Genomic DNA, 13076 nt, shown 5'->3' with positions numbered 1-13076 from the left:
TCCCATATATAATTTATCAAAATGTATGATAAACATATACTGAGGCACTACTATTTGCTTGATGTATGGGGGTTGAAATAAAGAATACTATATTCTTTGTTTATAAAAGCCGGTTATTTGCACAATTATAAAAAAAGCGGCACAATTCTTTACTCAATATCTATAGATAAATTAAACAATCATGTCTACTTTACAATTGCATCCTGAAACTATCGCCATCCGGGGTGCTAAGGAACAAACTCCCTTCAATGAACACAATTCTGCACTGTTTCTGACCAGTAGTTTTATGTTTGAAAATGCAGAAACTGGCGCATCTTTATTTGCAGGTTCTACACAAGGTTATACTTATACACGTACTAATAATCCTACTGTTGCAGCGTTTCAGGCAAGGGTGGCTCAGCTCGAACAGGGAGAGGCAGGCCTGGCAACGTCTACAGGAATGGCTGCAATCAATGCTACTTTTCTTGCTTTGTTAAAAGCTGGCGATCATTTGGTAGCCAGTAAAAGTTTGTTTGGAACTACGATTGGATTACTGAATAATATTTTGCCACGTTTTGGAATTGAAGTGACACTGGTGAGTCAGACTGATATTACTGAATGGCAGGCCGCTATCCGTCCTAATACCAGAATGCTTTTTGTTGAAACGCCGTCTAATCCGCTGAATGAACTGGCTGATATCACTAGACTTGCAGAAATTGCACATAATAATCAGGCTATACTGGTTGTTGATAACAGTTTTTTATCGCCGGCTTTGCAACAGCCGTTGCGACTTGGGGCAGATTTATCAGTCGAGTCTGCTACTAAAGCGATTGATGGTCATGGGCGTGTAATGGGGGGAGTTATCTGCGGCAGTGCAGCATTGGTAAATGAAATTTTTTTACATGTCCGTACTACCGGCGAAGTATTGTCACCTTTTAATGCGTGGATACTTCTAAGTGGTTTGGAGACTTTGTATATCCGAATGGAAAAGCAGTGCGCTAATGCGCTGGAGGTAGCTCAGTTTCTTTCAACGCAACCACAGGTAATAACGGTACATTATACTGGTCTGTCTAATCATCCGCAGAAATCACTGGTGCAAAAGCAACAGCAAGGTGGCGGAATTGTTGTAGCTTTTGAAGTTAAAGGTGGTGAAAAAGCTGCCTGGCAGGTAATTGACATGTTAACTCTGTTTAGTAAAACCGGAAATCTGGGCGATGTTAAATCAACTGTCACTCATCCATGGACGACTACACATGGCCGTATGCCTCCGGAAGCTAAGCTGGAAGCCGGAATTCAGCCCGGACTGATTCGCTTATCTGTCGGTTTGGAGCATGCCTCTGATTTGAAAGCTGATTTGGCTAATGCATTAAGTAAGATAAATATTTGATGTATTGAAAATAATTTTCAGATTAATTTAAACAGCTATTAGTGTTTTGTGTATATGGTATCTGATTATCATGTAATCAGTTAGTTTTATTTTACTATTGCATTGATAGCTGATTAGCTATATTTTATATAGAAACCCGATAATAAAAGGAAACCATAATGAGTAGCGATTTAATTGTTCATGTAGGTGATGGCAATTTTGATAAAGAAGTTTTGCAGGCGAATGTACCGGTACTACTGGATTTCTGGGCTCCCTGGTGTGGGCCATGCAAAATGATTGCGCCGATTCTGGACGAATTGGCTTCGGCTTATCAAGGTAAGCTGAAAATTGTGAAACTTAATGTAGATGAGAATCAGGATACTCCTGCTAAATTTAATGTTCGTGGTATACCCACATTGATGATATTTAAAGATGGCGCCAGTGTTGCTACAAAAGTTGGAGCTTTGAATAAAGGACAACTGGAAGCATTTATCAATGCATCTATTTAATAATTTCTAACTAAATTAAGAATTATTTCGTGCTTTTGAATAAACTGAATCATATATAAGCCAGATAAATAGCTTAATATGATTTAGTCTTTCAAAAGCATAATTTTTATTATTTGTTTTTATCTATTATTTTGTAGCTGGCTGGTTTTTCAAAATTTTCTCTAATCCATTAACTGCAAGTTAATTTGTATAAACTGAATAAATATTCTTATAATAAAGTTTTTTACTGGATTAATATAACAAATAGATTTAATGTCTTATAATTTTATTATTTATTGAATTTAAATAATAATTAATCCATTACCAAAACATATAATACTATTGCTATCAATATTTATAATTCATAAAATATTTGTTTATGTATTAATCTTGAGCTTAATTAAAATTGTGTTTATAAAACTTCATTTAATACTTTTGTTCATGCTATGATGTTTTTTGTGTCCTGTGTAAATATGGTGTAAATCAAAAATCCGATAATTAGTGAAATATAGTTATATTTGTAAAATTGAACAGAATATTTTATTAATTTGACATTTTGAAAGCATAATATTGTTCTAATAATGCTTAAGTTTGATTAATGTTTTATTTTTTGTTTAAATTAATGTAATTTAATTATATTGTTTCTTATTTTAAGTATTTGGGAACTTTATTGTGTACGTAACACGGGTTTTGTTAGAATGATTTTGTGATATTTCATTCGGAATTAAACGAAAGCGAGTACGCTATGAATCATAAATCCAATATGTCAGTTTCTCCACCAAATGCTGATCAATCCAGTGCATTAAATAAAACGTTTATAATTGCCTGGTTTATTTGCGCCATTTTCTATTTTGTACAATATGCATTACGCTCGGCTCCAAGTATTATGCAGGCTGAAATTATAGACACTTTGCATATTTCTAAAGTTGAAATGGCTGGCATTATCGGTCTGTATTTTTATTCATATGCTTTCTTTGCACTGGTATCAGGTGTGATGCTGGATCGTATCGGGCCGCGTTTTACTGCCTCGTTGGGTATTATTTTAGTTGCTATTGGTTGCGTACTGTTCTGTTCCGGAACAGTTATTACTGCTCAATTCGGTCGATTCCTGCAAGGTGCAGGCTCCGGGCTTGCTTTTACCAGCGCGGTATTTTTGGCCACACGCGGTTTTCCGAAAAAATGGCTGGCAACTGCTGTCGGTATGACTCAGTGTTTCGGTATGCTTGGCGGATTTATGGGACAAGCTGTTGTATCGCCGATTATTAAAAATCAGGTGCTTACATGGCAGATGTTCTGGATAGTAGCTGCTGGTATACTGGTTGTAGTTTTCTTTGGTTCAGTGTTATCTACACCACGTACTCGTGAAGGTAAAATTGACTGGAGTGGTTTAAGCCATCCTTATATTGTGGTATTGAAAAATCCGCAGTCTTACATTTGTGCTTTCATCGGTGCCATGATGTTCCTGCCTACCAATGTTGGTAATATTGCATGGGGAAATCAGTTTTTACAGGACGGACTGATTGCTAAAGATGATATAGCCTTACGTTTGGCAATGGTTCCGCTAGGCTGGGTAATTGGTTGTCCGATTTTAGGTTATTTATCTGATGTAATTGGTCGCCGTAAGCCAGTTGTGATGGGTAGCCTTATTGCTATGGGCATTACTGGTGGTTTTATTGTTTACTTGCCTGATGTTATGCCGCCTTTTGTGATGGGTTTATTATTCGGTATTGCTTCCGGTGCAGCAATGATCCCTTATACAATGATTAAAGAAGTGAATCCTGATGAAGTTAAAGGTACAGCTACTGGTGTGATTAACTTTTTCGTATTTGTGATTAGTGCAATTATGACCAATATGTTTAATATTCTGATTGACCATCTGACAAAAGCAGAAGGTCAGCTGAATTTGAAAGTTTTCCAAACTGCAGACTATGTTTTTGTAGGTGGTTTGATTCTGGCATTTATCATGACAATGTTTGTTCGTGAAACCGGCAGTCAGGCTAAAAAATAATGTTTGAGCGGATATAATAATCGGCTTTAAAATTAAAACGGCTACTTTATGTAGCCGTTTACTTTTATATTTTAAGTCAGAAAATTATTGGGTTGAAGTAAATTCAGTCCCAGTTTAAGTCTGGATTTTGAGCAATAACTGCTTTGAACTGAGCGATAATATTATCTAAAGCTTGCTGATTATCAGCTTCAAAGCGTAATACTAGTACAGGAGTGGTATTGGAAGCTCTCATCAGGCCGAATCCATCTTTAAATTCCACACGCAGTCCGTCTATAGTAATGCGCTCAATCTCATTTTCAAATTGTGCATTTTGTGCCAGACTGGAAATAATTTCATGTCCGGTTTGTCCGGCCGGAACAGCAATATTCAGTTCTGGTGTAGAAACTCCTTCAGGTAAATCATTTAAAACAGCAGAAGGATTTTCATGTCTGGATAAAATTTCCAGCATACGTGCGCCTGCATATAATCCATCGTCAAAGCCTAGCCAGCGTTCTTTGAAGAATACGTGACCACTCATTTCACCGGCTAATAATGCATTGTGTTCTTTGATTGCTGCTTTGATAAAACTGTGACCAGTTTTGCTCATGATAGCTTCACCACCATGCTGTTCAATCCAGGGTTTTAATAATCTGGTGGATTTTACATCATAGATAATTTTTGCTTGCGGATTGCGTGCGAGAACATCAGCAGCAAAGAGCATTAGCTGACGGTCAGGATAGATAATCCGTCCATCTTTTGTTACAACACCAAGACGGTCACCATCTCCATCAAAAGCTAGTCCGATTTCGGCATCGCTTTTTTGCAGTACCTGAATTAAATCCTGTAAATTGGCGGGTTTAGCCGGATCAGGGTGATGATTGGGAAAATTGCCATCTACTTCGCAAAATAATTCCTGTACTTCACAGCCCAGAGCGCGATATAAATCGCCGGCATAGGCTCCAGCTACCCCGTTTCCGGCATCAATAACAATTTTCATTGGTCGCTGGAGCTGAACATGATTAGTTATATAATTAATATATTCTGATGCAATAGGTAAGGAAACAACATTACCGGTATGTTCAGATTGAGCGGCAAGCTCGTCGGATTCGATAATTTTACGTAAAGCCTGAATATCATCTCCAGCCAGAGTAGTACCCGCCAGCATCATTTTAAAACCATTATAGTCGGGCGGATTGTGACTGCCTGTAATCATGATACCGCTGCCCCGGCAATGTTCAATAGCTGCAAAATACAGCATTGGTGTGGCAACCATACCTATATCGATAACATTGATACCGCAGGCAGTGATGCCCTGAATCAGACTTGTTGCCAGAATCGGACCGGACAAACGGCCGTCACGTCCTATTGCAATCTGATCAACTCCTTTGCTGAGGGCTATTGTGGCAATAGCACGGCCAATCAGTTCGGCAGTATCTTTATTCAGTGAAACATCTACGATGCCGCGGATATCATATGCTTTGAATATGCCGGCATCTATCTGTTTGGTATTCATGTGTTTTTCCTTGTTTGTTCCTGTATTTGGATCGAGGTATGTTTATATTTAATTGATATTTGATGATAAGACCGGAATATTAGTGCAACAATTAAGCTTTACTGCTCGGTGTAGGTAAGCCAAAATGACTATAACTTAGTTCAGTGGCCATGCGTCCCCGCGGCGTGCGCTGTAAGAATCCTTGCTGAATTAAATAGGGTTCGATAACATCTTCAATGGTATCAGTTGATTCACCTATTGCCGCGGCAATATTATCCAATCCGACAGGTCCGCCTGAAAATTTGTATAAAATTGCTTCCAGATATTTACAGTCCATAACATCCAGTCCAGACTGGTCAATATCCAGCATTTTTAAGGCTGCATCTGCTGTAACGGCATTTATTTCACCCTGATGTTTTACTTCTGCATAATCTCGTACACGTCTGAGCAGACGATTAGCGATACGCGGTGTACCGCGGCTGCGTCTGGCTATTTCTGCCGCTCCGGTATTATCAATTTTGAGTTGCAGCAGCTGAGCCGATCGGCTCACAATCGTAGTTAAATCTGCATTATTATAAAATTCCAGACGTGAAACTATACCGAAACGATCTCGCAATGGATTAGTTAACATGCCGGCGCGTGTAGTTGCTCCGACCAGAGTAAATGGCGGGAGATCGATTTTGACTGAACGCGCAGCGGGTCCTTCACCAATCATGATATCTAGCTGATAATCTTCAAGTGCCGGATACAATATCTCTTCTACTACAGGATTCAGCCGGTGAATTTCATCAATGAAAAGTACATCATGCGGTTCCAGATTGGTAAGCAGTGCGGCCAGATCGCCTGCGCGTTCGAGTACAGGTCCCGATGTCTGACGTAAATTGACGCCAAGTTCATGAGCAATAATATGTGCCAGAGTGGTTTTACCAAGTCCCGGAGGACCAAACAATAAAGTATGATCCAGAGCTTCGTGCCGTATTTTTGCTGCCTGAATGAATATTGAAAGCTGCTCTTTGGATTTGTGCTGACCTATATAATCTGATAACGCACGCGGACGCAGAGCTCGTTCGAGTAGCTCTTCCTGTGCTGAAGCTGTCTGCGGGCTGATGACGCGTTGTGGCTGTGCGCCTGATAGTTGGTCTGTTTGTAACATGAGTAAATAAAAAAATAAATTATATCAATATTGAGCTGAAACCTGAGTAAATGGAAAACAGACTAAGTAAAGTTATGATTTTAAACAGGTGTGCACATGCTGGCAAAAACCTGAAAATATTCAGGAAAGGTTTTATTGACACACTGCGGATCATCAATATAAACAGGTGTTCCTAGTAAACTGATAAGTGAAAAACACATGGCCATTCTGTGGTCATCATAAGTGCTAATATGAATATCTGAATGTAATTTTGCCGGTGGTGTAATGCTGATGCTGTCTTCAGTCTCTAGTACTGTGGCACCTAATTTACGTAATTCGCAAGCCATGGCATTGATTCGATCAGTTTCTTTAACACGCCAGCTGGCAATATTGCGAATATGGCAGGTACTTTTGCTGGCAAGAGCGACGATAGCCAGCGTCATAGCTGCGTCAGGGATATTATTAGCATCAATATCAAAAGGCAGGATGTTCTGATGTGGCGCACGGGATATTTCAATAAATTGTTTACCCCAGTGTACAGTCGCTCCGATTTTTTCAAGCTCTTGCACAAATGCTACATCACCTTGAATACTTTGATTATCTATGCCATTGACACGAATAGGTTTTCCTGAAATCAGACCGGCAGCAAGAAAGTAGGAAGCACTGGATGCATCTCCTTCCACATAAATTTGAGCCGGAGCATGGTAATGTTGTCCTGCATTCAGTCTGAATGTCTGAAAATGATCATGTTCAACGTCTACTCCAAACTGTTTGAGCAGATTCAGAGTAATTGCGATATAAGGTTTAGAAATTAACTCACCTGTAACTTCGATAGTATACTTTTTACCTGTCAATGGTAGGGCAATGAGTAATGCAGTTAAAAACTGGCTGGAAACATTACCTTTAACACTAATATGATCGGTATTCTGTTGACGGATTTCATGAATTTGTAATGGCGGAAAACCGTTTTGTCCTTTATACTCAATCTCGGCACCTGCCATTCGCAATGCATTAACCAAATCGCCGATAGGACGTTCATGCATACGATTTACACCATGTAAATAATATTCACCGCCTGTTATCGCTAGTACTGCTGTTAATGGTCTGAATGCAGTACCTGCATTACCAAGAAACAAATCAGCTTTCTGTTTAGGAAATTTACCCTGACAACCATATATTCTGATATTTAAACCAGAATTGGTACTTTCTATGGGAAGATATTCAATTCTAACGCCAAGTGTTTTCAATGCTTCCAGCATATAACGGGTGTCATCTGAATCAAGTAAATCATAAATTTCACTGACATTATCCGCCAATGCAGCAAGGAGTAAGGTGCGGTTGCTGATACTTTTGGAACCGGGCAGATTAATACTGGCAGGATGACAGGTACAGGCTTTTAAATGCAAGGTCTTCATGTATAAATTGGTAAATTTGAGGTATTTGATTGAAAGTTTATCAGTTAATTGTATTGTGGGATATGCATATCAATCGCAAACAGGATAAATATACATAAAATTGGGAACCATGAAGGAGTATAATTCAGATGAGCAGCAGTAATATTGGTTATAATAGTAAATATATTAATATATTAATTTAGTAAGTATAAATATGAATTTTGATTGGCGCTGGTCTAAATCCAGTACGGTTTGGTTATTAATGATACTGGCTGTTCCTTTTGTTCAGCAATTACATATCAATCCTGACTGGGTATCCTATGTAGAAAATACACAAACCATTTTTCTGCTATTTTGTTTTTTATTTACTTTACTTTCAACTTTATGCAGTGGTTTAAAAGGAAAAGAGAAAGCATTCTGGCTCTGGGCATCATTATGGTGGCTGGTATTGCTGGGTCGTGATCAGAACTGGGGCAGGCAAACTTTTTCCGGATATTCTCATGCTGTGTATCATGGAATTGCTGCTGTACTAATTTTAGGTCTGATTTTAATGTTGCTGTGGCCGCGGCTACGTGCAGGAATCCAGTATTATTACCATCAACCGTTTCCTGTATGGAATTTCCTTTTGGCTGCAGCCGGCTTTCTGCTGGCTGATGCAATTGAGCGTGGTCGCTGGATTGCACAGTTTATTTTGTTAAATCCAGTTTATGATGATATGCTTGAGGAATTGTATGAATGTCCGTTTATGCTTGCATTATTTACTGTCTCTGCAGTATTGCAATGGCGAACAATTATGCAGATGAAAAGATCTTTAAAGCAGGTTAAGGTGTAATATTTCATTGATACAGATAAAAATTGAGCCATCAGAGTTTGCTAACCAGTCTGATGGCTCATTAGTTTTTGATATAAATGATATCAGTTTGTGTTTAGAACGAATTTTCTGATATATAAATATAATTCAGGACAATCTATAAGGCTGAAAAGAGCTTGTTAAAAGGTACTAATATGGTTGCAATACAATCAGAACCGCGATTAAAGGTAATTGCAATTGATGGTCCCAGTGCATCTGGAAAAGGAACAGTAGCAGCAAGGGTGGCGGCTATTTTGTCCAGAGATTATCTGGATTCCGGGGCGCTTTATCGGTTAACTGCATTATATGCGCAGCAACGGAATATAAACTGGCATAATGAACATGATGTGGCTGCTCTCGCACAAGAACTTCCGGTAGTTTTCAAGAATGATTCGATCATTCTGAATGGTGAGGATGTAACATCAGCTATACGGACAGAAAGTATTGGCATGGGTGCATCAGCTATTGCGGCACTGCCTGAAGTACGGACTGCATTGTTACAACGTCAGCGAGATTTTTTAACTCCAAGAGGACTGGTTGCTGACGGAAGAGATATGGCTTCTGTTGTTTTTCCGCAAGCCGAACTCAAGATATTTCTTACAGCCAGTGCACAAGTACGGGCGCAGCGGCGAGCTTTGCAGTTAGGGCTAGCTGTTGATGGTCCGGACTTTATGCAAATTCTTACTGATATTGAAAAACGTGATCAGGCGGATCGTCAGCGTACAGTGGCACCGCTTAAGCCAGTCAGTGATGCAAAAATTTTAGACACTTCCTCTCTTAATATTGAAGAAAGTGTGAAAAAAGTACTTGATTGGTATCGAAAAATCTAAAATTAGGTTATAATTAAGCTTTTTGTACTAGCATTCTTAGCATTTCAATATTTGAAAATGTTTGAATTTTGTACTAAATAATTGTTTTACATATTTTATGCTGACAGGCTTGTAATGGATGTCAGTAGTAATTATATGGTTTGACTGGCACAGTCAGGGTGTGCCGGTTTTGATTAACTAACTTTTGTATCCCCTGACGATACCTGTTTGAGAACATAAATATATGACTATGGAAAATTTTGCCCAGTTGCTGGAAGAAAGTTTCACCTTGCAAGAGATGAATCCCGGCGAAGTCATCACCGCAGAAGTTGTTGCCATAGACAATAATTTCGTCACTGTGAATGCCGGTCTGAAGTCAGAATCTCTGATTGATGTGAGCGAGTTCAAAAATGCAGCGGGCGAGATTGAAGTTAAGGTTGGCGATTTTGTCACCGTAACTATTGAATCTGTGGAAAACGGTTTTGGTGAAACCAAGCTGTCACGTGAAAAAGCCAAACGTGCTGCTGACTGGATCAAGCTGGAAGAAGCCATGGAAAATGGTGAAATTCTGTCTGGTGTGATTAATGGTAAAGTCAAAGGCGGTCTGACTGTGATGATTAACAGCATCCGCGCATTCCTGCCTGGTTCACTGGTTGATGTACGTCCGGTTAAAGATACCTCTCACTTTGAAGGCAAGGAAATTGAATTCAAAGTTATTAAACTGGATAAACGCCGTAACAATGTTGTGGTTTCACGCCGTGCTGTTCTGGAAGAAACTCTTGGTGAAGAACGCAAAGCCTTGCTGGAAAACCTGAAAGAAGGTTCAGTAGTGAAAGGTATTGTGAAAAACATTACCGATTACGGTGCTTTCGTTGATCTGGGTGGTATCGACGGTCTGTTGCATATTACTGATCTGGCATGGCGCCGTGTTAAACATCCAAGCGAAGTGCTGGAAGTTGGTCAGGAAGTTGAAGCTAAAGTATTGAAATTTGATCAGGAACGCAGCCGCGTTTCTCTGGGCCTGAAACAGCTGGGTGAAGATCCGTGGAATGGTCTGGCCCGTCGTTATCCGCAGGGTACCCGTCTGTTTGGTAAAGTTACCAATCTGACTGATTATGGTGCATTTGTGGAAATCGAACAGGGTATCGAAGGTCTGGTACACGTTTCTGAAATGGACTGGACAAATAAGAATGTTCATCCAAGCAAAGTAGTTCAGATGGGTGATGAAGTAGAAGTGATGATTCTTGAAATTGATGAAGATCGTCGTCGCATCTCTCTGGGTATGAAACAATGTCAGGCTAACCCATGGCAGGAATTCGAATCCAACCATGAAAAAGGCGATAAAATCAAAGGCGTTGTGAAATCCATTACTGACTTTGGTGTATTTGTCGGCTTGCCTGGCGGTATCGATGGTCTGGTTCATCTTTCTGATCTGTCATGGACAGACGGTGGCGAAGAAGCTGTACGTCAGTTCAAGAAAGGTGAAGAAGTTGAAGCTGTGGTTCTGGCCATTGATGTTGAAAAAGAACGTATTTCTCTGGGTGTAAAACAGCTGGCTGGCGATCCGTTCAGTAATTATGTCAGCGTAAATGACAAAGGCAGCATCGTAACCGGTAAAGTGAAATCACTGGATGCTAAAGGTGCTGTTATTGCATTGGCTGATGATGTTGAAGGCTATCTGCGCGCATCAGAAGTTTCAAATGATCGTGTTGAGGATATTCGCAACGTCCTGAAAGAAGGCGATGATGTTGAAGCTGTGATTACTACGGTAGATCGTAAAAATCGCAATATCAATCTGTCTATTAAAGCTAAGGATGCTCAGGAAAGCAGTGCTGCTATGCGTTCGTTGTCTACTAACAACAATGCTTCAGCCGGTACTACCAGCCTGGGTGATTTGTTAAAAGCTAAATTATCTGGTGAAAGCGAATAAGCGGTTATGACGAAGTCGGAATTAATGATTCGCCTGGCGGAATTATATACTGCTAATAATGATAGTACTGTATTAAATGCTAAGGACGTTGAGCAAAGTATTAAGATTCTTGTTGATACGATGACTCGAGCTTTAGCTAAAGGTCAGCGAATTGAAATTCGTGGATTTGGTAGCTTTGATTTAAATCACCGTCCAGCTCGTGTTGGACGTAATCCTAAAACAGGTGAAAAGGTGTCAGTACCGGAAAAATATGTACCGCACTTCAAACCTGGTAAGGAATTACGTGAACGTGTTGACAAAGCTCTCGTATCTAAAGATAAATAATTCTGTTTTATTTTAGATAGACGTTAACGCCGCAGTTTCTGCGGCGTATTTTTATTTTATGGTGGTCGGATGTTAAGTAGGTGTGCTAAGGTTACGTCTTTTAACTTTTGCTAAATACAATTCTGACATCTAGAAGAAATCAATTATATGACCACATCAGTCTTTGTTGCTCCCGAATTTAATAATCAAAGTCCTCTTACTTGGTATCAGGCTGCAGAACAGCAACCCGGATTTATACATGATGCAGCTCAGTTACGTGCAATTAAACAACTGGACAGACTCTGGACAGAGTTGATGATGTTCAAACGTAAACGAAACCGCTTTCTCGGGCGCAGTCTGCGTTCGCCGCGTGCACCGAAAGGTTTGTATATGTATGGCGGAGTCGGGCGTGGCAAAAGTTTTTTAATGGATGTTTTTTTTGGATGTTTACCATATCGGCGCAAACGCAGGGTACATTTCCATGCTTTTATGGCAGAAGTACAGGAACGATTAAAAGATCATCATAGTCAGACTAATCCATTAAGTGCAGTCGCACAGGATATTGCTCGTGAAGTAAGAGTGTTGTGTTTTGATGAATTTCATGTCAGTGATATCGCTGATGCTATGATCCTGGGAAGATTACTTGAGGGCTTATTTGAGCAGGGTGTGGTTATGGTGGCTACGTCCAATTACGCTCCGTCTGAGCTTTATCCGCAAGGTCAGAATCGTTCCAGTTTTTTGCCTACTATTGCACTAATTGAAAAAGAGCTGACTATTTTAAATGTAGATGGCGGTGAAGATTATCGAATGCGAACATTAAAGCCGGCAGATATATTCTATATACCAGCAGATGCAAGTAGTGAACAAAAATTAACAGAGTTATTTCACAAAATTAATGGTGAACAGGAAATTACTGGCGGAGAAATTGAAATACTTGGGCGTAAATTACCATACAAAGCAATTTCTGATACAACAATCTGGTTTGACTTCAATACATTATGCTGTGGTCCGCGCTCACAAAATGATTATCTGGAACTGGCAAAAAAATTTCGCGTATTAATTTTGTCAGATATACCCAAAATGGGATCTGGTCAGATGGCTGAAGCACGGCGGCTTACCTGGTTAATTGATGTTTTGTATGATTATCGTATTAAGCTATGTGCCAGTTGCGAGGTCGCTATAGACGATATCTATACAGACGGCGATTTCGCCAACGAGTTTACTCGTACAGCCAGCCGTCTAACAGAAATGCGTTCAGAAGAATATTTAACTTTGCCTCATTTAACACTTGATAGTGAAAATGCAAGTATAGGAAAAGATATTAAATAAGACTGAATTTTGTTAAA

At 39.6% G+C, this 13076-nt stretch carries 11 protein-coding genes; 8 read left to right on the top strand and 3 right to left on the bottom strand.

The window, feature by feature from the left end; translation table 11 throughout:
* Positions 1 to 181: 181 nt before the first annotated feature.
* From H3V01_RS04550 to H3V01_RS04540, 3 genes are all read left to right on the top strand, one after another.
* Complete coding sequence (locus H3V01_RS04550; protein WP_198186105.1) at positions 182 to 1366, top strand: O-succinylhomoserine sulfhydrylase; 1185 nt, start codon at positions 182 to 184, stop codon at positions 1364 to 1366.
* Between the two features lie 158 nt (positions 1367 to 1524).
* Complete coding sequence (trxA, locus tag H3V01_RS04545; RefSeq protein ID WP_037395093.1) at positions 1525 to 1854, top strand: thioredoxin TrxA; 330 nt, start codon at positions 1525 to 1527, stop codon at positions 1852 to 1854.
* Positions 1855 to 2578: 724 nt separating this feature from the next.
* Positions 2579 to 3841: an MFS transporter gene (locus H3V01_RS04540; protein ID WP_025330819.1), complete on the top strand. Its 1263-nt coding sequence runs from the start codon at positions 2579 to 2581 to the stop codon at positions 3839 to 3841.
* A 103-nt stretch (positions 3842 to 3944) separates the two neighbouring features.
* Here the strand turns inward: H3V01_RS04540 and H3V01_RS04535 are convergent, their stop codons facing one another.
* From H3V01_RS04535 to aroA, 3 genes are all read right to left on the bottom strand, one after another.
* A complete protein-coding gene (locus tag H3V01_RS04535; protein WP_198186104.1) occupies positions 3945 to 5333 on the bottom strand; it encodes a phosphomannomutase/phosphoglucomutase in 1389 nt (462 codons plus the stop codon).
* 91 nt (positions 5334 to 5424) lie between these two features.
* Positions 5425 to 6465 carry a Holliday junction branch migration DNA helicase RuvB gene (gene ruvB / locus H3V01_RS04530; protein WP_041879459.1) on the bottom strand — a complete coding sequence of 347 codons (1041 nt, stop codon included), beginning with the start codon at positions 6463 to 6465 and terminating at the stop codon, positions 5425 to 5427.
* Positions 6466 to 6545: 80 nt separating this feature from the next.
* Positions 6546 to 7859, bottom strand: a complete 1314-nt coding sequence (gene aroA / locus H3V01_RS04525; RefSeq protein WP_198186103.1) for a 3-phosphoshikimate 1-carboxyvinyltransferase — start codon at positions 7857 to 7859, stop codon at positions 6546 to 6548.
* Between the two features lie 193 nt (positions 7860 to 8052).
* Between aroA and H3V01_RS04520 the strand changes: the two genes are divergently transcribed.
* The 5 genes from H3V01_RS04520 (at position 8053) to zapE (ending at position 13059) form a co-directional block, all read left to right on the top strand.
* Complete coding sequence (locus tag H3V01_RS04520) at positions 8053 to 8670, top strand: hypothetical protein (RefSeq protein WP_084547712.1); 618 nt, start codon at positions 8053 to 8055, stop codon at positions 8668 to 8670.
* Between the two features lie 173 nt (positions 8671 to 8843).
* On the top strand, positions 8844 to 9518 hold the full coding sequence (gene cmk / locus H3V01_RS04515) for a (d)CMP kinase (protein ID WP_198186102.1): 675 nt from the start codon (positions 8844 to 8846) through the stop codon (positions 9516 to 9518).
* A gap of 223 nt (positions 9519 to 9741) precedes the next feature.
* The gene (gene rpsA, locus H3V01_RS04510) at positions 9742 to 11427 is read left to right on the top strand and encodes a 30S ribosomal protein S1 (protein ID WP_037395078.1); all 1686 of its coding nucleotides are present in this window, start codon (positions 9742 to 9744) and stop codon (positions 11425 to 11427) included.
* Between the two features lie 6 nt (positions 11428 to 11433).
* Positions 11434 to 11751 carry an integration host factor subunit beta gene (locus tag H3V01_RS04505; RefSeq protein ID WP_037395076.1) on the top strand — a complete coding sequence of 106 codons (318 nt, stop codon included), beginning with the start codon at positions 11434 to 11436 and terminating at the stop codon, positions 11749 to 11751.
* 147 nt (positions 11752 to 11898) lie between these two features.
* Positions 11899 to 13059: a cell division protein ZapE gene (zapE, locus tag H3V01_RS04500; RefSeq protein WP_041879476.1), complete on the top strand. Its 1161-nt coding sequence runs from the start codon at positions 11899 to 11901 to the stop codon at positions 13057 to 13059.
* The last annotated feature ends 17 nt before the right edge of the window (positions 13060 to 13076 follow it).

This window comes from Snodgrassella sp. M0351 (assembly GCF_016100575.1).
Lineage (GTDB): Bacteria > Pseudomonadota > Gammaproteobacteria > Burkholderiales > Neisseriaceae > Snodgrassella > Snodgrassella alvi.
The sequence above is the reverse complement of the archived record's forward strand: the minus strand, read 5'-3'. Positions and strand labels throughout refer to the sequence as shown.